General features: G+C 69.4%; 17 protein-coding genes. 4 read left to right on the top strand and 13 right to left on the bottom strand.

All coding sequences use genetic code 11. The features are described 5' to 3' along the window. Positions 1-111: 111 nt before the first annotated feature. Positions 112-648 (top strand): peroxiredoxin family protein, encoded by a 537-nt coding sequence (locus AK36_RS15075; RefSeq protein ID WP_011886124.1) that lies wholly within the window; start codon positions 112-114, stop codon positions 646-648. A gap of 103 nt (positions 649-751) precedes the next feature. Here the strand turns inward: AK36_RS15075 and AK36_RS15070 are convergent, their stop codons facing one another. The 6 genes from AK36_RS15070 to AK36_RS15045 all read right to left on the bottom strand — a co-directional run bounded on the left by AK36_RS15070 (position 752) and on the right by AK36_RS15045 (position 10,511). Next, complete coding sequence (locus tag AK36_RS15070) at positions 752-2,107, bottom strand: sigma-54-dependent transcriptional regulator (protein WP_011886125.1); 1,356 nt, start codon at positions 2,105-2,107, stop codon at positions 752-754. A gap of 67 nt (positions 2,108-2,174) precedes the next feature. Further along, on the bottom strand, positions 2,175-4,208 hold the full coding sequence (locus AK36_RS15065) for a sensor histidine kinase (protein WP_014723710.1): 2,034 nt from the start codon (positions 4,206-4,208) through the stop codon (positions 2,175-2,177). Between the two features lie 4 nt (positions 4,209-4,212). Continuing rightward, complete coding sequence (locus tag AK36_RS15060) at positions 4,213-5,502, bottom strand: dicarboxylate/amino acid:cation symporter (RefSeq protein WP_014723711.1); 1,290 nt, start codon at positions 5,500-5,502, stop codon at positions 4,213-4,215. A 472-nt stretch (positions 5,503-5,974) separates the two neighbouring features. Further along, complete coding sequence (locus AK36_RS15055; protein WP_045578754.1) at positions 5,975-7,135, bottom strand: acyl-CoA dehydrogenase family protein; 1,161 nt, start codon at positions 7,133-7,135, stop codon at positions 5,975-5,977. Positions 7,136-7,149: 14 nt separating this feature from the next. Continuing rightward, positions 7,150-8,346: an acyl-CoA dehydrogenase family protein gene (locus AK36_RS15050; RefSeq protein ID WP_045578753.1), complete on the bottom strand. Its 1,197-nt coding sequence runs from the start codon at positions 8,344-8,346 to the stop codon at positions 7,150-7,152. A 29-nt stretch (positions 8,347-8,375) separates the two neighbouring features. Next, on the bottom strand, positions 8,376-10,511 hold the full coding sequence (locus tag AK36_RS15045) for a 3-hydroxyacyl-CoA dehydrogenase NAD-binding domain-containing protein (protein ID WP_045578752.1): 2,136 nt from the start codon (positions 10,509-10,511) through the stop codon (positions 8,376-8,378). Between the two features lie 260 nt (positions 10,512-10,771). Here AK36_RS15045 and AK36_RS15040 point away from each other — a divergent pair, with 260 nt between their 5' ends. Both AK36_RS15040 and ggt read left to right on the top strand, forming a co-directional pair. Beyond that, positions 10,772-11,734 (top strand): LysR family transcriptional regulator, encoded by a 963-nt coding sequence (locus AK36_RS15040; RefSeq protein ID WP_014723717.1) that lies wholly within the window; start codon positions 10,772-10,774, stop codon positions 11,732-11,734. Between the two features lie 228 nt (positions 11,735-11,962). After that, complete coding sequence (gene ggt / locus AK36_RS15035; RefSeq protein WP_045578751.1) at positions 11,963-13,855, top strand: gamma-glutamyltransferase; 1,893 nt, start codon at positions 11,963-11,965, stop codon at positions 13,853-13,855. Between the two features lie 60 nt (positions 13,856-13,915). On the opposite strand, the gene AK36_RS15030 is transcribed toward ggt, so the two are convergent. From AK36_RS15030 to AK36_RS15000, 7 genes are all read right to left on the bottom strand, one after another. Further along, entirely contained in the window at positions 13,916-14,647 is a 732-nt protein-coding gene (locus AK36_RS15030; RefSeq protein WP_045578750.1) for a UPF0149 family protein, read from the bottom strand. 93 nt (positions 14,648-14,740) lie between these two features. Beyond that, positions 14,741-15,703: an ABC transporter permease subunit gene (locus tag AK36_RS15025; RefSeq protein ID WP_045578749.1), complete on the bottom strand. Its 963-nt coding sequence runs from the start codon at positions 15,701-15,703 to the stop codon at positions 14,741-14,743. Then, positions 15,703-16,500 carry a taurine ABC transporter ATP-binding protein gene (locus tag AK36_RS15020; protein WP_045578748.1) on the bottom strand — a complete coding sequence of 266 codons (798 nt, stop codon included), beginning with the start codon at positions 16,498-16,500 and terminating at the stop codon, positions 15,703-15,705. Before AK36_RS15020 ends, AK36_RS15025 begins: the two co-directional genes overlap by 1 nt. Positions 16,501-16,539: 39 nt before the next feature. Further along, positions 16,540-17,556: a taurine ABC transporter substrate-binding protein gene (gene tauA, locus AK36_RS15015; protein WP_011886136.1), complete on the bottom strand. Its 1,017-nt coding sequence runs from the start codon at positions 17,554-17,556 to the stop codon at positions 16,540-16,542. A gap of 283 nt (positions 17,557-17,839) precedes the next feature. Beyond that, positions 17,840-18,832 (bottom strand): lipoyl synthase, encoded by a 993-nt coding sequence (gene lipA / locus AK36_RS15010; RefSeq protein WP_011886137.1) that lies wholly within the window; start codon positions 18,830-18,832, stop codon positions 17,840-17,842. Beyond that, positions 18,825-19,580, bottom strand: a complete 756-nt coding sequence (gene lipB / locus AK36_RS15005) for a lipoyl(octanoyl) transferase LipB (RefSeq protein ID WP_034192532.1) — start codon at positions 19,578-19,580, stop codon at positions 18,825-18,827. The genes lipA and lipB overlap by 8 nt, the downstream gene beginning before the upstream one ends. 83 nt (positions 19,581-19,663) lie before the next feature. Further along, on the bottom strand, positions 19,664-19,990 hold the full coding sequence (locus AK36_RS15000) for a DUF2917 domain-containing protein (RefSeq protein WP_011886139.1): 327 nt from the start codon (positions 19,988-19,990) through the stop codon (positions 19,664-19,666). 102 nt (positions 19,991-20,092) lie between these two features. Here AK36_RS15000 and AK36_RS14995 point away from each other — a divergent pair, with 102 nt between their 5' ends. Next, a complete protein-coding gene (locus AK36_RS14995) occupies positions 20,093-21,064 on the top strand; it encodes a transcriptional regulator GcvA (protein ID WP_011886140.1) in 972 nt (323 codons plus the stop codon). Positions 21,065-21,088 lie beyond the last annotated feature (24 nt).

Raw genomic sequence — 21,088 nt, 5'->3', positions numbered from 1 at the left:
GACACGCGTAGCGGCGGCCGGTGCGCCAGCCGCATTCGCGCTAGAATGATCGCCGAATTTCGCCGTCCTTCGCATCGATCCGCATCATCGACCGACTCCGAGAGCACCCAGATGAACACCACGCCTTCCGCCCAACGCCGCACCGGCCGCGCCCGCTATATCGCCGCGGCCGTCGTCGTCGCGGCCATCGCCGTTGCCGGCTTCTTCGCGTTCAACGGCAAGTCCACCGTGCCGGACGCCACCTTCACGCTGCTGTCGGGCCAAAAGGTGTCGACCGGCGGCGACCTGAAGGGCAAGGTCTACCTCGTCAATTTCTGGGCGACGAGCTGCGCCACCTGCATGCAGGAAATGCCGCAGATGGTCGATACCTATAACCGTTTCAAGGGCCAGGGGCTCGAATTCGTCGCGGTCGCGATGAACTACGACCCGCCGATGTACGTCGCGAACTATGCACAGACGCGCCAGCTGCCGTTCAAGGTCGCGCTGGACGACGGCAGCGTCGCCAAGCAGTTCGGCAACGTGCAGCTGACGCCGACGACCTTCGTCGTCGACAAGGACGGCAAGATCCTGAAGCGCTACGTCGGCGCGCCGCAATTCGCGGAGCTCGACGCACTGCTCAAGAAGGCGCTCGACGGCAACGCGGCCTGAGCGCCGCCCCACCCGAACCGAACGACCGCGCCGCCCACGGCGCGCAGCTCGCCAGAGCGGACCGCCCGACCGGCCAGCCCGGTTCCGCGGTCCGCTTTCATTTTCAGCGGTCGGTGTCGCCCTTCGCCGACAGCCCGTAGCGCTTCATCTTCTCGTACAGCGTCGCCTTGCCGACATGCAGCCGGTCGGCCGTCGCCGCGACCGCCCCGCCCGTCTGGTTCAGCGCCTGCGCGATCACCGCGCGCTCGAACTGCTCGACGCGCTCCTTCAGCGTCTGGTCGTGCTCCGCGTCGTCGTCGCTCGCGCCCGATTGCTCGGGCATGTCGGCGACGCCGAGCACGAAGCGGTCGGCCGCGTTGCGCAGCTCGCGCACGTTGCCGGGCCAGTCGCGCTGCATCAGGCTCGCGCGCTGGCGGTCGGTCAGCACGGGCGCCGGCCGCCCGTAGCGCACGGCCGCGTCGAGCATGAAGTGCTCGAACAGCGGCACGATGTCCTCGCGGCGCTCGGCGAGCGGCGGCAGCGCGATCGTCACGACGTTGAGCCGGTACAGCAGGTCGCGCCGGAACGTGCCGGCCGCGACGAGTTCGCTCATGTCGCCCTTCGCGGCCGCGACGACGCGGCAGTTCACGCGGATCGGCTGGTTCGAGCCGAGCCGCTCGAGCACGCCGTCCTGCAGCACGCGCAGCAGCTTCACCTGCAGCGCGAGCGGCATGCTCTCGATCTCGTCGAGAAACAGCGTGCCGCCGGACGCGTATTCGAGCTTGCCGACGCGGCGCTTCGCGGCGCCGGTGAACGCCCCCGACTCGTAGCCGAACATCTCCGACTCGAACATCGGCTCGGGCAGCGCGCCGCAGTTCACCGCGATGAACGGCTTGTCGCGGCGCGGCGACAGCTCGTGCAGGCTGCGCGCGATCAGCTCCTTGCCGGCGCCCGTGTCGCCGTTGATCAGCACCGACGCATCGGTCGGCGCGACGTTCGCGATCAGCTTGCGCACCTGTTCGATCGCCGGGCTGCGGCCGATGATGCGCGGCGCGACGATGTTCTGGCCGGCCAGCTCGCGCCGCAGCGCATGGTTCTCGAGCACCAGCTCGCGCCGCTCGAGCGCGCGCCGCACCGTCTCGATCAGCCGCTCGGCCGCGAAGGGCTTTTCGATGAAATCGTAGGCGCCGTCGCGCATCGCCTGCACGGCCATCGAGATGTCGCCGTGGCCGGTGACGAGGATCACCGGCACGTCCGGGACGCGCTCGCGGCACTGCGCGAGCAGGTCGAGCCCGCTCGCGCCGGGCAGCCGGATATCGCTGACGATCACGCCGGCGTTCTCCGCGACGAGCGCCTTGTCGGCCGCCTCGGCCGACTCGAACCCGGCGACGTCGAACCCGGCGAGCTGCAGGCTCTGCACGCTCGCCCGGCGCACGAGCGCATCGTCTTCGATATAGATCACTTGCAGCCGGTTGGCCATCTTGGTCACTCGCTCCTGACACGCCGCGCGACCCGTGCGCGGCTCTCGTTGATGCCGGTGGTGCGGCCTAGCGCGAGCCGATCGGCTCGGACGCCGCGTCCGGATGATGCGTGCGCGCGCGCCGCAGCGTCAAGACGAACAGCGCGCCGCCGTCCGGCGCGTTGCGCGCGGTCAGCGCGCCGCCCGCGTCGCTCGCGATCGACGACGAGATCGCGAGGCCGAGCCCGAGCCCGCGCCCCATCTCCTTGGTCGTGAAGAACGGTTCGAACAGGCGCGGCAGCAGGTCCGGCGCAATGCCGGGGCCGTTGTCGCGCACCTCGATCGACAGCGTCGCGGCCGACACGACGATCGTCACGTCGATCGCCGGCGCGGCAACGACCGCCGCCGCAGCGGCCCCGCCGACCGCGTCGAGCGCGTTGCCGAGCAGATTGATCAGCACCTGTTCGAGGCGCAGATCCTCGCAGCGCGCGACCAGCTCCGGATAGTCGCCCGCGAGATCGAGCGGCGCGTCCTGCGCCGGCGCCACGGTCGCATCGCGCAGCGTCAGCGTGAGCGCGACGCCGCGCATCCGTTCGCCGAGCAGCGCGAGCACGCTGCGCAGCGCGCGCACGACGAGCGCCCGCTCGTTGCGCGGCTTCGCGCGGCCGACGAACAGCTTCAGCTGGTTGGTGATCTTGCCCATCCGCTCGGTCAGCGCGGCGATCGCCTCGAGGTTCTCGCGCGCGGCGCCCTGCTCGCCGCGGTCGAGCAGCACGCGCGTGTTGTCCGAGAAGCTGCGCAGCGCCGCGAGCGGCTGGTTCAGTTCATGGGTGATGCCGGCCGCCATCTGGCCGAGCGCGGCCAGCTTGCTCGCCTGGATCAGCTCGTCGTGCGCGGCGCGCAACTCCTGCTCCGCGCGAATCCGGTCGCCGACTTCCTTCTGCAGTTGCGCGTTGGCCTGCGACAGATCGGCCGTGCGCTCCTCGACGCGCCGGTTCAGCTCCGCATACGCCTGCTGCAGCAGCGCGCGGCCTCGGATCATCTCGCGCACGCGGGCGCGACGCATGCGCCAGTAGAACGCCAGCAGCGCGATCGACACGAAGCCGAAGCCGGTGACGATCGTTGCGTTGCGGGCGTCGGCGTCGACGGGGGCGAGCGGCGCGAGCGTGACGAGCAGCCAGTCGGGCTCACCGATCCGGCGCTTGCTCGCGAGAAAGCGCGGCGCGCGCCGGCCGGCGCCCACGCGGACGATCTCCGCGTCGGCGCCCAGCACTTGCTCGACGCGCAGCGGCAGCGGCGTGACGGGCTGCTGCGCGTACTGGCGCGTCTCGTAGATCGACGCGGCGACCGGCTCGGTCAACGGATGCAGCGTGTGATATTTCCACGCGGGCACGGACGACAGGAACACGACGCCGTGATCGTCGGCGACCACCAGCGGCTCGGAGGCGTCGGCGCCCTGGAACCATTCGAGGTTGAGCTTCACGACGACGACGCCGGCGATCCTGCCGTCGCGCCACACCGGTTGCGAGATGTAGTAGCCGGGATCGCGCGAGATCGTGCCGATGCCGAAGAAGCGGCCGACCCGGCCGTTCATCGCGTCGATGAAATACGGCCGGAAGCGATATTCGATGCCGACGAAGCTGTCGGGCGCGCGCCAGTTGCTGGCTGCGACGCACAGGCCGTCCGCGCCGACCACGTAGGTGACGGTCGCGTGCGCGTGTTCGTTGAGATCTTCGAGATAGCGGTTGGCGCGCGCGGTGAGGTCGGCGCGCTGCGGCTCGGCCAGCAGGTCCTGCACGTACGGATGGCTGCCGAGTAGATAAGGCAGCGACTCGTAGCGATCGAGCGTGCTCTTCAGCGCGCTGGTCGTGCGGTTGACCCGCACCGCGGCGTTGCGCTGCAGCTCGGCGACGCCGCGCTGCCACGTGATGCTCCACGTCAGCGCGCAAGCCGCCGCGAGTGCGGCGGCGAGCACGACGAGGATGTACAGGCGGCGCTTCACGGACGAGACTTCCTGGCGATGCGGATCGCCTATTGTGTCATAGGCGTCCCGCCCGCCGCCCGCACCGCCCGCACCGCCGCGCGGCGCGCCGCCCGCGGGCGGCACCGCCTGCTCGCTCACGCCGTCAGACGCCGGCCGTCTCGGTCGGCGTGACGTCGCGGTTGCCCTTCAGCGCATCGCGCAGCTTGTTGCGGTCGAGCTCCTTCTCCCACGCGGACACGACGACCGTCGCGACACCGTTGCCGACGATGTTGGTCAGCGCACGGCATTCGCTCATGAAGCGGTCGATGCCGAGGATCAGCACCATGCCCGACAGCGGGATGGTCGGCACGACGGCGAGCGTCGCGGCGAGCGTGATGAAGCCCGCGCCGGTGACGCCGCTCGCGCCCTTCGACGTCAGCATCGCGACCGCCAGCAGCGTGAGCTGCTGCATCCACGTGAGTTCGATGTTGGTGGCCTGCGCGATGAACAGCACGGCCATCGTCATGTAGATGTTGGTGCCGTCGAGGTTGAACGAATAGCCGGTCGGCACGACCAGGCCGACGACCGAGCGCGAGCAGCCGGCCTTCTCGAGCTTTTCCATCAGCTGCGGCAGCGCGGCTTCCGACGAGCTGGTGCCGAGCACGATCAGCAGTTCCTCCTTGATGTACGACACGAAGCGGACGATCGAGAAGCCCGTGAAGCGCGCGATCGTGCCGAGCACGACCAGCACGAAGACGATCGACGTCAGGTAGAACGTGCCGATCAGCTTGAGCAGCGGCACCAGCGAGCCGACGCCGTACTTGCCGATCGTGAACGCCATCGCGCCGAACGCGCCGATCGGCGCCAGCTTCGTGACGATGTGCACGATGCCGAACAGCACGCGCGTGAGCCCGTCGATGAAGTCGGTGACGATCTTGCCGCGCTCGCCGAGGTGCGCGAGCACGCTGCCGAACAGCAGCGCGATCAGCAGGATCTGCAGGATTTCGCCCTGCGCGAACGCGTCGACCATCGTGTTCGGGATGATGTGCATCAGGAAGTCGACCGTCGACTGGCCGTGCGCCTTCGCCGCGTATGACGCGACGGCCTTGCCGTCGAGCGTCGCCGGATCGATGTTGAAGCCGACGCCCGGACGCAGCAGGTGCGTGGCCGCGAGGCCCAGCAGCAGCGCGAAGGTCGACACGATTTCGAAGTACAGCAGCGCCTTGCCGCCGACGCGGCCCACCTTCTTCATGTCCTCCATGCCGGCGATGCCGGTGACGACCGTACAGAAGATGATCGGGCCGATCACCATCTTGATCAGCTTGATGAAGCCGTCGCCGAGCGGTTTCATGTCGGTGGCGAGCGCCGGATAGAAGTGGCCGAGGATCACGCCGACGATGATGGCGAAGATCACCTGCACATAAAGCACTTTGTAGAAGGGTTTCTTCTTCACGATGGTTCCTGCTGGTGTAGATGAGCCGGTGGAAACGGCGTCACGCGCGCAGGCGAATGTCTCAGGGGATAAGGCCATTCGCCCGCGCGGCTGCCGTGCCGCAACAAGCGATGCCTCAGAACATCCGAAGGGGGTGGAAGGCAGTGGTCATCGATTGTCTCCTTGATGTAATAGTCGGGCCGGTGGACGGCCGTGCATTCCATATTGCAAGGTCGATGCCAGCTTTCCGCAAGCCGTCAAGCCATTGTTTTTATTGTATTTCTCATAATTCGGAAGGCGAGGAAATCCGGCATTCCGGATTTCCGGAAAACATCCGTCCGGCGATCCGGACGGATTTCCGGTTTCGTCCGACGATTCAGTGCCGGGCGGCGAGGCCCGCGAGCACGCGCGGAAGATCGTGCACCTTCAGGCCGGCGAGCGGCAGCGCGCGCTTCGCCTGGCTGCCCGTCGTCTCGATCCACGCGCCGTGCCGTCATCGTTTCGACAGCGCGATGTAGCGCGCCAGATGATGGTCCTCGTCGCCGAGCTGGTGATCGATCATCACCAGCCGCTTCGCGTAATGCGACAGCGGCAGCTCCCACGTCATCCCGATCCCGCCGTGCAGCTGGATGCTCTCCTCCGCGACCAGCGTGCCGATCCGGCCGATGCTGTACTTGGCCGCCGCGAGCGCGCGTTCGCGCACCGTGCGCGGCGCGTCGAGCTGCGCGGCCGCGTTGATCACCGCCGAGCGCGCCTGCTCGACTTCGAGCAGCAGGTCGGCCATCCGGTGCTGCAGCGCCTGGAAGCTGCCGATCGGCATCCCGAACTGCCGGCGCGTGCGCAGATAGTCGAGCGTCGCCTCCTTCGCGACGTCCATCGCGCCGAGCGCCTCGGCCGACAGCGCGAGCAGCCCGTAGCCGAGCACGCGTTCGAGCAGCGCGGCGCCCTGCCCGTCGTCGCCGGCGGCCGCGTCGTGCGTGTCGACCAGCGCCGCATCGCCGCGCAGCGCGACGCGTTCGAAGCGCACTTCGGCCGCGCGGCCGCCGTCGATCTTCCGGTAGTCGCGCCACGACACGCCAGGCGCATCGGCCGGCACGACGAACAGGCCGATGCCGTGCGCGTCGTCGTCGCGGCCGGCCGTGCGCGCGCTGACGACGAAGAACGACGCCTGCGCGGCCTGGTCGACGACGCCCTTCGCACCGGTCAGCACCCAGCCGTCGCCGCTGCGCTCGGCGCGCGTGCGCACGGTCGTCAGTTCGTAGTGCGAGCTCGGTTCGTCGTGCGCGAACGCGGCGCACGCGCGGCCGTCGATCAACTGCGCGAGCCGTTCGCGCTGCGCGCCGCCGCCGCCACCGCCCAGCAGCAGCGCGCGGCCCGCGAGCAGCGCGCCGAGAAACGGCTCGACGACGAGCCCGCGGCCGAGGCATTCGAACACCACCGCGATATCGAAACCCGCGCCGCCGAAGCCGCCGTCCGCCTCCGGAAACAGCGCGCCGACCGCGCCCAGTTCGGCGAAGCGCCGCCACATCGCGCGGTCGCACCCTTGCGGCGACCGCGCGATGCGGTCGCGCACCGGGAACGCATACTGTTCGGCGATGAAGCGGTTCAACGTGTCCGCCAGCATCCGCCGGTCTTCCGTGTGCTGAAAATCCATCGTCGCGTTCCTCGTTACAGCCCGAGCATCATCTTCGCGATGATGTTCTTCTGGATCTCGTTCGAGCCGCCGAAGATCGACAGCTTGCGATTGTTGAAGTACTGCTGCGCGGCGCTCGCCGCTTCGTCAGGACCGACGGCCGCGCCGTCGTGCTCGGCGTCGAGCGCCTCCTCGACGAACGGCTGCGCGTACGGCCCCATCGCGCGGCGCATCAGCGCGGTGATCTCCTGGCGGATCTGCGTGCCGCGGATCTTCAGCATCGAGCTTTCCGCGCCCGGCACGCCGCCGCCCGCGACCGCCGCGAGCACGCGCAGGTTGGTCGTCCGCATGTTCTCGAGCTCGATCTCGACGCGCGCGACGCGCGCCGCGAAGAGCGGATCGTCGGCGAGCGGCCGGCCATTCTTCGTCAGCTTTGCGGCGACGCTGCGCAGCCGCTCGAGCGCGGCCGTCGAAAAGCCGACGCCGGCAATGTTGGTTCGTTCGTAGGTGAGCAGGTATTTCGCGTAGGTCCAGCCGCGGTTCTCTTCACCGACGCGGTTTTCCACCGGCACGCGCACGTCGGTGAAGAACACCTCGTTCACCTCGTGCTCGCCGTCGAGCGTGATGATCGGACGCACGTCGACGCCCGGCGCGTTCATGTCGATCAGCAGGAAGCTGATGCCTTCCTGCTTGCGCACGTCGGTCGCGGTGCGCACCAGGCAGAAGATCATGTTCGCGTAGTGGCCGAGCGTGGTCCAGGTCTTCTGGCCGTTCACGACGTAGTGCGCGCCGTCGCGCACCGCGCTCGTCTTCACCGACGCGAGGTCGGATCCGGCGCCCGGCTCCGAATAGCCCTGGCACCACCAGTCGGTGCCGTCGAGAATGCGCGGCAGCCAGTGGCGCTTCTGCGCCTCGCTGCCGTACTTGATGAGCACCGGGCCGAGCATGTTCACGCCGAACGGCACGATGCGCGGCGCGCCGGCGAGCGCGCATTCGTTGTCGAACAGGAACTTCTGCGCGACGCTCCAGCCGGGGCCGCCGTATTCGCGCGGCCAGTGGCTCGCCAGCCAGCCGCGTGCGTTCAGTATCGCGTGCCATTCGCGCATGTCGTCGCGCGTCAGGTGCAGGCCGCCCTTCACCTTGCGCGCGAGGCGCGCCGGCAGCTCGGCTTGCAGGAAGCGCTGCACTTGCGTGCGGAAGGTTTCCTCTTCGGGAGTGAAATTGAGGTCCATGTTCGGTCCGTGGCAGATGCGGTGGGCGTTCAGTCGATGCGGTTCAGGCTCGCGAAATCCGCGCCGCGCTCGACCAGCTCGACGAGCAGCGGCGACGGCCTCCAGAACAGCGGATCCTCGTTCGCGAACGCGCGGATGTCGGCGAGCACGTTCGCGAGGCCGACCGTGTCCGCGTAGTGCATCGGGCCGCCGCGATGGCGCGGAAAGCCGTAGCCGTACAGGAACACCGCATCGACGTCGAGCGGGCGCAGCGCGATCCGCTCGTGCACGACGTTCGCGCCTTCGTTGATCATCGCGGCGAGGTAGCGGCGCAGGATCTCGTCGTCGCTGAAGCTGCGCGGCACGATGCCCTTCTTCGCGCGCTCGGCGGCGACGATCGCGTCGACCTCCGGGTCCGGCGTGCCGACGCGCGCGCCGTCCGGATACAGGTAATAGCCACGGCCGCTCTTCTGGCCGAACCAGCCGCGCTCGCACAGCCGGTCGGAGATCTCCACGTAGCGCGCGCGCGGATCGCGCGTCGCCGCGCGGCGCTTGCGCGTGGCCCAGCCGATGTCGCCGCCCGCGAGATCGACGACCTGGAACGGCCCCATCGGGAAGCCGAAACCGCGCACCGCGCGATCGATCTGGTACGGCGACGCGCCGTCCTCCATCAGGTAGTCGGCCGCGGTCCGATAGACGGCGAGGATCCGGTTGCCGATGAAGCCGTCGCACACGCCGGCGCGCACCGGCGTCTTCTTCAGTTGCTTCGCCAGCGCGAACGCGGTCGCGACGACCTCCGCGCTGACGCGCTTCGGCACGACGATCTCGAGCAGCTTCATCACGTTGGCCGGCGAGAAGAAATGCAGGCCGATCACGTCGGCCGGCCGGTCGATGCCGGCGGCGAGCGCGTCGATGTCGAGATACGACGTGTTGGTCGCGAGCACCGCGCCGGGCTTGCACACGCGCGCAAGCTCGGCGAACACCGCCTGCTTCACGGCCATGTCCTCGAACACGGCCTCGATCACGACGTCGGCCTGCGCGAGCGCGTCGTAACGCGTGCTGCCGTCGAAGCGCGCGACGCGCGCCGCGCGTGCGTCCGGCGTCATGCGGCCCTTCGCGACGAGCGCGTCGTACACCTTTTCGACGTGCGCGCGCCCGCGTGCGAGCGACGCGTCGTCGCGTTCGATCATCGTCACCGGCAGGCCCGCGTCGAGCGCCGCGACCGCGATCCCGGCGCCCATCGTGCCGCCGCCGACCACGCCGACCCGCTCGACGGCACGCGCGCTCGCGCGGCGCGCCTCGGGCGCCTTCGCGGCCTCGCGTTCCGCGAAGAACGCATGCACGAGGCCCGCGCGCTGCGGGCTGTCGAGGCATTGCAGGAACAGGCTGCGCTCGAGCTTCATTCCCGCGTCGAACGACAGCGTGAGCGCGGCCTCGACCGCGTCGACGATCTTCGCCGGCGAGAACAGCCCGCGGGACTTCTTCGGCAGCTCGGCGCGCGCGGCATCGAGCGCCGCCTGCGCGGCCGTGCGCTCGGCGAGCCCCTGCGCATCGCGCGTGCGCCGCACGGGCGCGCCGAGCGACACGAGCTCCTGCGCATACGCGAGACCTTCGGCGAGCGTGTCGTCGCTGCGCGCGACGCGATCGACGAGGCCGAGCGCGCGCGCTTCTTCCGCGCTTGCGTGGCGCCCGGTCAGCATCAGGTCGAGCGCGGCCTTCGCGCCGATCAGGCGCGGCGTGCGCTGCGTGCCGCCCGCGCCGGGCAGCAGGCCGAGCGTGACTTCGGGCAGCCCGAGCTTCGCGCCGGGCAACGCGAGCCGGTAATGCGCGGCGAGCGCGACCTCGAGGCCGCCGCCAAGCGTCGCGCCGTGCAGCGCGACCACCACCGGCTTCGCGCTCGACTCGATCCGCTCGCACACGTCGGGCAGCGACGGCGGCACGGGCGGCTTGCCGAATTCGCGGATGTCGGCGCCCGCGATGAAGTTGCGGCCGGCGCCGACGATCAGCACCGCGCGGACTGCGTGATCGGCCTGCGCGGCGTCGAGCGCATCGGCCAGGCCGCGCCGCACGTCGGCGGACAGCGCGTTGACGGGCGGATGGTCGATCGTGACGACGAGCAGCGCGTCGCGGCGCTCGTGCGTGACGCAACCGGCGCGGGCCGGTGCGGGGGAAGCGGTTGAATTCATCGTGTCTCCGGTTCGGTGCGCGCGGTGTGCCGGAACGTTTCCCCGGGCCGGACGGCGGCGCAGGTTCGCGCGACGGGCATCGCGTGCATGCCGTTCATGCCGCGCAGCGCAAGCGATCCGCTGCGACGGCCGGGCATCACTGGATTCTCGATTGATCGAGATTCATTGACAATTCCCTCATGCCTTTACAAGCTGTCAAGTCCGACTTGACATTGAATGCGTTCGAACCGTCGCACGGGACGGACCGGGAGACCTCGCGGATGGACCTGAATGCGCTGACGCTGCTCGTCGAGATCCTCGATGCGGGCAATCTGAGCAAGGCCGCGCAGCGGCTCAAGATGAGCCGCGCGAACGTCAGCTACCGGCTGAACCAGCTCGAACGCTCGATCGGCCAGCAGCTCGTGCGCCGCACGACGCGCCGCATCGAGCCGACCGAGATCGGCTTGAAGCTGTACGAGCACGGCCGGCGCATCCGCAACGAGTTGCTGGCCGCGCAGGAATCGGTGACGACGCTCGGCCAGGACCTGCAGGGCCGCGTGCGGCTGTCGGTGCCGAGCGGCTATGGGCAGATGGTGATGTCCGACTGGCTGCTCGCGTTCAAGCGGCTGCATCCCGGCATCGTGCTGGACGTGGTGTTCGAGAATCGCGTCGAGGATCTGATGCGCGACGAGGTCGACATCGCGATCCGCGTGATGTCCGAGCCGCCGCAGAACCTCGTCGCGCGCGACATGGGCGCCGTGCGCTACGTCGCCTGCGCATCGCCCGCGTTCGCCGCTGCGCACGGGATGCCGGCGAGCCTCGACGCGCTGAGCGCCGCGCCGGTCGTCACCGCGACGGTGCTCGGGCGGCAACTGCGGATCGCCGCGTATCTCGGCGACGAGCGCCACGAGGTGCTGCTCGAACCTACGCTGATCTCCGAGAACTTCCTGTTCCTGCGCCAGGCGATCCTCGCGGGGATCGGCGTCGGCATCGTGCCCGACTACGTGGTGCAGGACGACCTGCGGCGCGGCGCGGTAGTCACGTCGCTCGACGCGTACCGCTTGAGCATCTTCGGCACGCACATGTACATGCTGTACATGCCGAACCGCCACCACACGCGCGCGACCGCGACCTTCATAGAGTTCATCCTCGAACAGGCCGGCAAGGCCGGCCGGCGCGGGCCCGGCGCGATTCGTCAGGGTTTCCTGTCTGATGACAAGCGGCCGGGCGCGCGGCGAAAATAGCGCGCCGTTCGGTGTGGGATGGGCGCGCGCGTGTCGGATGTCGCATGCGCTTGGCATGCTGGATGCGTTTCGCGTGTGTGCTGTGTGCGCCGTGCGGCGCATTGCAGCGCGCGTGCCGTGTGCCGTGTGCCGTGTGCCGTGTGCCGTGTGCCGTGCGCCGTGCGCCGTGCCCCGCGTGCATGCCCCCACACCCACACGTCCTTCGAATTCAACGTTGCCGAGGGTTCAATGTCCGCCCCGATTCGTCCGCCTTCGCGTCCCCGGACGCCCGTTGCCGCGCTCGCGGGCCTCGCCTTCGTCGCGCTGGTCGCGTTCAGCGCCGGCTGCACGTCGCCGTCCGCATCGTCGGGCGCGGTCGTCCCGGTCGCCGCGGCGTCGGGCGGCGCGGTGCCGCTGCCGGGCGTCCAGGCACCCGAGCCGTCGTCCGGCTGGACCGACAAGCCGGGCTGGACCGCGCAGCACTTCATGATCGCGGCCGCGAACCCGCTCGCGGCGCAAGCCGGCTACGACATGCTGAAGGCCGGCGGCACCGCGATCGACGCGGCGATCGCGACGCAGATGGTGCTCGGGCTCGTCGAGCCGCAGTCGTCCGGGCTCGGCGGCGGCGCGTTCATGCTGTACTTCGACGGCAACGCGACGCAGGCGTACGACGGCCGCGAGACCGCGCCGGCCGCCGCGACCGAGCGGCTGTTCTACGGCCCGACGGGCCAGCCGCTGAGCTTCTACGACGGTGTCGTCGGCGGGCGCTCGGTCGGCACGCCGGGCGTGCTGCGGATGCTCGACGCCGCGCACCGCGCGCACGGCAAGCTGCCGTGGCGGCGGCTGTTCCAGCCCGCGATCCGGCTCGCGGAGCGCGGCTTCACGATCAGCCCGCGCCTCGCGATGCTGATCGCGAACGACAAGTACCTGATGAACGACCCGACCGCTCGCGCGTACTTCTACAACCCGGACGGCACGCCGAAGGCGGCCGGCACCGTGCTGAAGAACCCGGCGCTCGCGGCCGTGCTGCGCCAGATCGCCGAGCGCGGCGCGAACGCGCTCTACACCGGGCCGATCGCGCGCGACATCGTCGCGAAGGTGCGCCGGCATCCGACCAACCCCGGCCTGCTGACGCTGCAGGATCTCGCGCGCTACAAGGCGAAGGTGCGTGCGCCGCTGTGTACCGACTACCGGCGCTCGGTGGTGTGCGGGATGCCGCCGCCGTCGTCGGGCGGCCTCGCGATCGCGCAGATGCTGGGCATCCTGGAAGCAATGCCCGACTGGCAGCAGATCGGCGCGCAGAAGCCGGTTCGCAACGACGTCGGCTACGAGCCGACGCCGTTCGCCGCGCATCTGTTCAGCGAAGCCGGGCGCCTCGCGTACGCGGATCGCGCGCGCTACGTCGCCGATCCCGATTTCGCGCCGCTGCCGGGCGGCAGCTGGGCGAGCCTCACCGACAAGGCGTATCTCGCGCAGCGCGCGCGGCTGGTCGGCGAGACCAGCATGGGCGTCGCGCAGCCCGGCACGCCGCAGGGCGCGACGCTCGCGCTCGCCGACGATCGAAGCGCCGAACTGCCGTCCACGTCCGACATCGCGATCATCGACCGCTACGGCCACGCGCTGTCGATGACGACCAGCGTCGAAGATGCGTTCGGTTCGCGGCTGATGGTGCGCGGCTTCATGCTGAACAACCAGCTGACCGACTTCTCGTTCGTGCCGAGCGAGCACGGGCGCCCGGTCGCGAACCGCGTGCAGCCGGGCAAGCGGCCGCGCTCGGCGATGTCGCCGGAGCTCGTGTTCGACCGGAAGACCAGGCAGGTGACGATGATCGTCGGTTCGGCCGGCGGCCCCGCGATCATCAATCACGTCGCGAAGACGCTGATCGGCGTGATGGACTGGGGAATGACGATGCAGCAGGCGATCGCGCTGCCGAACTTCGGGTCGATGAACGGGCCGACGCAACTGGAGCGCGGCCGCGTGTCGGAGGCGCTCGTCGACGGGCTGAAAGGGCGCGGCCACGACGTGCGCGTCGTCGAGATGAACTCGGGGCTGCAGGGCATCCAGCGGCTGAACGTGCAAGGGCAGACGGTGTGGTTCGGCGGCGCCGACCCGCGGCGCGAAGGCGTCGCGCTGGGGGAATGACGGCTGACGCCGGTCAGCGCCTGCCGTCGGCTGCGTGGATGCGTGAAGTAAGGCGCGCGCTTAGTGCAGCGTGGCGGCCGCGCCGCAGCATTTCTTGAACTTCTTGCCGCTGCCGCACGGACAGGGATCGTTGCGCCCGATTTTCGGTTCCGAACGCTGCGCTGTCGCGGCAACGCGCCGCTCGTGCACGGCGCGGCGATACGGCAACCAGTAACGATAGATGCCGGCGACGGCCGCGGGAATCCGGTCGGCCAGAGTTTCCCGCCCGGACGGATCGAGCATCAGCTGCGCGTCGGCGGGCGCAACTTCGTCGGCGGCCCCTTCGTCCCCGCCGAGCAGGCGAAGCGGCCGCATCCATGCCTGGCCTTGCGGATCGTCGAAGAGCGGCTGCCAGTATTCCCGGGACAGAGCGATCGCCTGCATGAAGCCGAATGCCCAGGCCTCGGCATCGCGATATTCACGCGCGTCGTCGGCATAGACGACCGTGTCGAACACCGGCCGAAACGCGTCGGGATTGCGCTCCAGGCTGCCGATAATGCCGTTGTAATGTCGCATCAGCAGACCCAGCACGCGCTGCGCCTGCTCCATCGTCTCGAAATTCGGTGCGTCGTCGTCCGTCGGCCCCCATATGCCGCCCAGCCATTGGCTCGGCAGCAGCGTGACAGGGCCGGCCGCGATCGCGGTCAAGTAGCCGTCGAGCCCGGCGAGCGTCAGCGTTTCTTCCGACGCGACATCGGAGATCAGGAATGTGCCGAGTTCGTCGAGTTCGGCTGGCGTGAGGGATTTCATCATGTCGGCATCGTATGACAGCAGGCGGCGGCGGGCAACCCGCCCCGCCCGCTCATCATGCTCGCGAAGGCGGCTCCGGCACGGCCGTGCGACGCCTCACCCGCGCCCCTTCCACGGCACCGCACGCCGCTCCACCCACCGCATCGCGAGATCGAACAGCCACGCGATCGCGCCGATGATCAGGATGCCCATCACGACGATATCGGTGCGCAGAAAGCTCGACGCGTTGAGCACCATCTGCCCGAGCCCGGCCGTCGCGGCGACCATCTCGGCGGCGACGAGCGTCGTCCAGCCGAAGCCGATCGCGATGCGCAGCCCGGTGAGGATCTCCGGCAGCGCGGCGGGCAGCACGACGTGGCGCACGATCTGCGCAAAGTTGCCGCCGAGCGAATACGCGGCGTTGATCTGCTCGACCGTCGCGGCGCGCACGCCCGCACGGGCGGCCATCGCGATCGGCGCGAAGCAGGCGAGGAAGATCACGACGAGCTTCGCCGTCTCGTCGATGCCGAACCAGATCACGACGAGCGGCAGATAAGCCAGCGGCGGCAGCGGCCGGTAGAACTCCAGCAGTGGATCCAGCACGCCGCGCGCGATCCGGCTCACGCCCATCAGGATGCCGGCCGGCACGCCGATCGCCGTCGCGAACGCGAACGCGCCGAACACGCGCGCGGCGCTCCACATCAGATGCTCGGACAACGGCAGCCCGCCCTGGATGCGGCCGTGCGCCGCGTCGACGAACGCGCGCCACACCGCCTCCGGCGCCGGCAGGAACAGCGGCGGCAGCCATTGCCGATGCGTCGCGATCCACCACAGTGCGGCCAGCGCAGCGAGCGTCGCAGCGCTCAGCGCCGACGTGTTGCCTTGCCCCGGCAGCCGGTAGCGATGCGACGCGCGCACGCGCCGCTGCGGCGCCGGCCGGTTCCCGTCGAAGTCGGCGGCCGCTCGATCGGCCGCTCGATCGGCCGCCCACGAATCCTGCATACTCATGTCGTCCTGCCTGTCCAATGTGGCGATGCGCACGCGCCCGACGGACGCGCCGTGCCGCGCGAGCTCCTGCATCACGCGGCCGGCGCGACGGCGTCGTCGCGGTGCAGATAGGCGATCAGCCGCTCGCGCCATGCGATGAATTCCTGCGACGACTTCACCGCGCGCGCATCGCGCGACGCGACGTAACGTCGCGCGAACGGCAGCTCGAAGGTCTGCGCGATGCGGCCGGGGCCGGGCGTCATCACGACGAGGCGCGTCGCGAGGAACAGCGCCTCCTCGACGTCGTGCGTGATGAAGAACACCGTCTTGCCGGTGCGCGCCCACACGTCGAGCACGAGCGCCTGCATCGTGCCGCGCGTCATCGCGTCGAGCGCGCCCATCGGCTCGTCCATCAGCAGCACGCGCGGCTCGCTCGCGAGCGCCCGCGCGATGCCGACGCGCTGCTGCATGCCGCCCGACAGCTCGTAGACGCGCGCATGCGCATGGCGCTCGAGGCCGACGAGCGCGAGCATCTCGCGCGCGCGCGCTTCGCGCTCGGCCTTCGGCATGCGCGCGAAGCGCAGCCCGAGCGCGACGTTCCCGAGCACGTCGAGCCACGGCAGCAGCGCATATTTCTGGAACACGACGCCGCGATCGGCGCCGGGGCCGCGGACCGGCACGCCGTCGACGCGCACCTCGCCCGTCGTGGGCGCGACGAAACCGGCCATGCAGTTCAGCAGCGTCGTCTTTCCGCATCCGGACGCGCCGAGCGCGACGACGAATTCACCGCTGTCGATCTGCAGGTCGACGCGCGCAAGCGCGTGCGTGGTCGGCCGACCGCGTTCGCCCGGATAGGCGACCGACAACTGCCGAACTTCCAGCGTGCTCATGATCGAAGCCTCCGCGAGGGTGCGCCGGCGCGGCGGCGCTCAGCGCGCCGCCTTCTGCACGAACTGCGGATCGACGCCGACCGAATAATCGGCCAGCACCGTCTGGATCGTGCCCTGTGTCTTGAGGAATGCGGCGGTGGCCGCGAGCGACTTCGCGGCGCCCGACTGCGCGCCGCCGCCGAGCCACGTCGGCGACGCCTGCTCGGCAGGCGTCGGGAACGCGTACAGCGCGAGGCTGGCCGGCACGTCCTGCGCGTTCGCGCCGGACACCTTCGCGACCGCCGCGACCTGCGGCGAGCCGACCTTCCACGCGGCCGCATGGGCGCGGTAATCGGCATCGGCGGCGGCGAGCACCTTCACGAAACGCGCGACGAACTCGGGGTTCTCGCGCGCGAACTTGCGGCTCACGACGAAGCCGTCGAAGGTCGCCTTGCCGCTTTGCTTCGCGACCTGGCCCGAGGTCGTCAGCACGGTGCCCGACTGCTTGACCTTCGCGAGCACCGGATCCCAGATGTAGGTCGCGTCGATGTCGCCGCGCGCCCACGCGGCCGCGACTTCCGGCGGACGCAGGTTGACGATCTTCACGTCGTTCGGGTTCACGCCGGCGGCCTGCAGCGCGACCAGCGTATGAAAGTGCGACGTCGACACGAACGGCACGCCGATCTTCCGGCCCTTCAGCGCGGCGATGCTGGTCACGCCGGAGCCGTTGCGCGCGACCAGCGCCTCGGCGTCGTTGATGTTGTCGAGCACCCAAAACAACGAAATGTCGAGCCCTTGCGACAGACCGGCCGCGATCGGGCTCGAGCCGGCCTCGCCGAGCTGCACGGAGCCCGACGCGAGCGCGCGGATCACGTCGGCGCCGCTGTCGAGCTTGCGGAACGTGACCTTGTAGCCGGTCGCCTTCTCGACTTCACCGCTCGCCTGCGCGTAGCGCCACGGCACGACCATGTCCTGGTACGCGATCACGACTTCGCGCGATTCGGCGTGCGCCGCGCCGAGCGCGGCAAAGGCGGTCAGCGCGACGACGGCGCGGCGGATGAAGCTGAAACGGGACATGCGGCTCTCCTTCGAATACGGGCATTGCTGCGGGAGAGCCGACTTTACGAGCTTTGCGCGCGGCGGGAGCGAACTTATCCTGCGAAGCTATCGACGGCGTTTCAGCTTTGCTTTGCACGTTCGATTGGATCGCGCATCCGCACGGGCGACGATCGGCGTGCGCGGACAGCCGGTGCCTGTAACGCACCCCAAAACGAACAAGCCCGCATCGCTGCGGGCTTGCTTTGACTGCATGACGGGCGGCGCACACCTGCGGCGCCCGCATGATGCGAAGACGCGACGCTCAGACCACGCCGGCCCCATGCGCCTGCAGATCGGCGTGATAGCTCGAGCGCACCATCGCGCCGACGGCCGCGTGCGTGAAGCCCATCTTGTACGCTTCTTCCTCGTACATCTTGAAGGTATCCGGGTGCACGTATGCACGCACCGGCAGATGGTGCTCCGACGGCTGCAGATACTGGCCGATCGTCAGCATGTCGACGTCGTGCGCGCGCAGGTCGCGCATCACCTGCAGGATTTCCTCTTCGGTCTCGCCGAGGCCGACCATCAGGCCCGACTTGGTCGCGACGTCCGGATGCAGCGCCTTGAAGTCCTTCAGCAGCTTCAGCGAATGCGCGTAGTCCGAGCCCGGGCGCGCTTCCTTGTACAGGCGCGGCACCGTTTCGAGGTTGTGGTTCATCACGTCGGGCGGTGCGGCGTTCAGGATCGAGATCGCGCGATCGAGACGGCCGCGGAAGTCCGGCGTCAGGATCTCGATGCGCGTGTCCGGCGACTGCGCTCGCGTTTCGCGGATGCACTCGACGAAGTGGGCGGCGCCGCCGTCGCGCAGGTCGTCGCGGTCGACGCTCGTGATCACCACGTACTTGAGCTTGAGCGCGGCGATCGTGCGGGCGAGGTTCTTCGGCTCATCAGCGTCGAGCGGATCGGGACGGCCGTGGCCGACGTCGCAGAACGGGCAGCGGCGCGTGCACTTGTCGCCCATGATCATGAACGTCGCGGTGCCCTTGCCGAAGCATTCGCCGATGTTCGGGCAGCTCGCTTCCTCGCACACGGTATGCAGGTTGTGCTCGCGCAGGATCGTCTTGATCTCGTTGAAGCGCGAGCTGCCGGTGGCCGCCTTCACGCGGATCCACTCGGGCTTCTTCAGCTTCTCGATCGGAATGACCTTGATCGGGATGCGCGCCGTCTTCGCCTGCGCCTTCTGCTTGGCGGTGGGATCGTAGGCAGGGGTCGCGGCCGGATCGGCCGGGGCGGGGGAAGCGGTAACGTCAGTCATTCGAATGTTCCAGTGCGTGCGGCTTGTCGGCGGCCGCGGATGCGCCGTCGAGGTTGGCGATCAGGCGCCCGACCAGCGTGCGGGCGACGTCGTTCCAGTCGGCGGCAACCTCGAGGCTCGCCATGTCGACGGTTTCCAGTCCGGCATAGCCGCACGGGTTGATCGCGAGAAACGGGCGCAGATCCATCTTCACGTTCAGGCTCAGCCCGTGATAGCTGCAGCCGTTGCGGATCTTCAGGCCGAGGGCCGCGATCTTCGCGCCCTCGTGCACGCCGGATGCCACGTAGATGCCGGGCGCGCCCGCCTTGCGGACCGAAGCGAGATTATACGCCGCGAGGGTTTCGATCACGGCCTCTTCGATCCGCGTCACCAGCGTGCGGACCATCAGCTTGCGCCGGCGCAAGTCGAGCAGCAGGTAGGCGACGATCTGGCCGGGGCCGTGATAGGTGATTTGCCCGCCGCGGTCGACCTTCACGAGCGGCACGCCGCTGTCGGCCACCAGCAGATGGGCCGGGTCGCCGGCCTGGCCGAGCGTGTAGACGGGCGGATGCTCGACGATCCAGATCTCGTCGGGGGTCTCGGCGGTGCGTGCATCGGTGAACGCGCGCATCGCGTCGAAGCTGGTCTGGTATGCCTCGGTGCCGCGCCAGCGCACGGTGAGCGGCGCGTCGTGCTGAGCCGGCGAGCCGGCGGGCGATGCGGAAACAGCGACGGGCGTGGACACGATGGCAACCGGCGAGACGGACATGGACGGTAGTTTACCGAAAACCCACCGGTCCCGCCGGCAGCGGAAGGGGACGGATCGCACGCATCCGTCCGACGAAAGCCGCGTCAGACGGTGCGCCAGCCGTCGTGGAGCAACGCGCTCACGCGCTCGCGCAGCCGCGCGAGCGCACCGCGCGCGACCTCGGCCGCCGGGCGCGACACCGAGAACGCGACGTACGCGCCCTGCGCGCTTTCCGCGCTCAGCCACAGGCGCTCGCCGCGGCGCAGCCGCAGCGTCTCGCCGTCCACCAGGAAGTAGTCTTCGACGTCGTTGCTGCGCGTCGCCCACAACGGCCCGCGCTGCACCGTCAGGCGCGTGCTGCGTTGCACCTTCATCGGCACGGTTTCGCCCGCGGGGATTTCGAACGTGATGCTTGAGGAAATTTCTTGCATGATCGTCTCCGCCAATAAATGCTTCGATGGCTACAATCGTAGTCATCCAGGGGCGCCCGACCAAACGACCAATTTTCACGTCGATGTGAGGAAAATTAGCAAATGGACCTCCGCCAGCTGCCCGCGCTGAACGCGATCCGCGCGTTCGAAGCCGCCGCCCGTCACGAGAATTTCTCCCGCGCCGCCGACGAGCTGTACGTCACGCACGGCGCGGTCAGCCACCAGGTGCGCGCGCTCGAGGACGAGCTCGGCGTGCAGTTGTTCACGCGCAACGGCAAGCGGCTGTGCCTGACCGACGCCGGGATGCGCTATGCGCAGCAGGTGCGCGCCGCGCTGATGGTGATCGCCGACGCGACCCGCGACGTGCGCGCGAGCGACCGCGGACGGCGGCTGGTGGTGTCGATGCTGTCGTCGTTCGCCGCGCGCTTCATCACGCCGCGCATCGGCACGTTCATCGAGCGGCATCCGGAAATCGACGTCGAGCTGCAGTCGACCAACTCGCTGACCGATTTCGCGCGCGACGACGTCGATCTCGCGATCCGCTTCGGCTCCGGCAACTATCCGGGGTTGCATGTCGAGCCGCTGTTCGAAGAGGTGTTTTTTCCCGCATGCTCGCCGACGCTGAACGGCGGCAAGCTGCCGCAGACGCCCGCCGATCTCGCGCACTACCGGCTGCTGCGCTCGGACGACGAGCTGTGGCGGCCGTGGTTCAACGCGGCCGGGCTCGATACGCTGACCGAGCCGAAGCGGGGAATTCTGTATCAGGATTCGTCGAACCTGCTGCTGGCCGCGATCGAGGGCCAGGGCATCGCGCTGGTGCGCCGTTCGCTCGCGGTGGACGATCTGCTCGCCGGGCGGCTGGTGCGGCTGTTCGACATCGCCGGGCCGAGCCCGTGGCACTACTTTTTCGTGTGTCCGCCGCCGCTGATCGCCACGCCGCGCGTGCAGGCGTTCAGGGCGTGGCTGCTGCAGGAAGTCGCCGAATACCGGCGGCGCTGCGACGAACTGGACGCGCGGCACGCGGCGAGTGCGCTCCCCGCCGCGCGCGCGCAGGAAAGGACGGGCAGCGCTTAGGGCGCGCGAACGAGAATGCGCACG

Origin of the sequence: Burkholderia vietnamiensis LMG 10929, assembly GCF_000959445.1 — a bacterium.
Classification (GTDB): Bacteria; Pseudomonadota; Gammaproteobacteria; order Burkholderiales; family Burkholderiaceae; genus Burkholderia; species Burkholderia vietnamiensis.
This window is presented reverse-complemented; position numbering and strand designations above follow the sequence as displayed.

Coding starts and splice junctions, on each gene's coding strand:
- AK36_RS15075 (WP_011886124.1), top strand. CDS start 112: ATGAACACCACGCCTTCCGCCCAACGCCGCACCGGCCGCGCCCGCTAT.
- AK36_RS15070 (WP_011886125.1), bottom strand. CDS start 2,107: ATGGCCAACCGGCTGCAAGTGATCTATATCGAAGACGATGCGCTCGTG.
- AK36_RS15055 (WP_045578754.1), bottom strand. CDS start 7,135: ATGGATTTTCAGCACACGGAAGACCGGCGGATGCTGGCGGACACGTTG.
- AK36_RS15050 (WP_045578753.1), bottom strand. CDS start 8,346: ATGGACCTCAATTTCACTCCCGAAGAGGAAACCTTCCGCACGCAAGTG.
- AK36_RS15045 (WP_045578752.1), bottom strand. CDS start 10,511: ATGAATTCAACCGCTTCCCCCGCACCGGCCCGCGCCGGTTGCGTCACG.
- AK36_RS15040 (WP_014723717.1), top strand. CDS start 10,772: ATGGACCTGAATGCGCTGACGCTGCTCGTCGAGATCCTCGATGCGGGC.
- ggt (WP_045578751.1), top strand. CDS start 11,963: ATGTCCGCCCCGATTCGTCCGCCTTCGCGTCCCCGGACGCCCGTTGCC.
- AK36_RS15030 (WP_045578750.1), bottom strand. CDS start 14,647: ATGATGAAATCCCTCACGCCAGCCGAACTCGACGAACTCGGCACATTC.
- AK36_RS15025 (WP_045578749.1), bottom strand. CDS start 15,703: ATGCAGGAGCTCGCGCGGCACGGCGCGTCCGTCGGGCGCGTGCGCATC.
- AK36_RS15020 (WP_045578748.1), bottom strand. CDS start 16,500: ATGAGCACGCTGGAAGTTCGGCAGTTGTCGGTCGCCTATCCGGGCGAA.
- tauA (WP_011886136.1), bottom strand. CDS start 17,556: ATGTCCCGTTTCAGCTTCATCCGCCGCGCCGTCGTCGCGCTGACCGCC.
- lipA (WP_011886137.1), bottom strand. CDS start 18,832: ATGACTGACGTTACCGCTTCCCCCGCCCCGGCCGATCCGGCCGCGACC.
- lipB (WP_034192532.1), bottom strand. CDS start 19,580: ATGTCCGTCTCGCCGGTTGCCATCGTGTCCACGCCCGTCGCTGTTTCC.
- AK36_RS15000 (WP_011886139.1), bottom strand. CDS start 19,990: ATGCAAGAAATTTCCTCAAGCATCACGTTCGAAATCCCCGCGGGCGAA.
- AK36_RS14995 (WP_011886140.1), top strand. CDS start 20,093: ATGGACCTCCGCCAGCTGCCCGCGCTGAACGCGATCCGCGCGTTCGAA.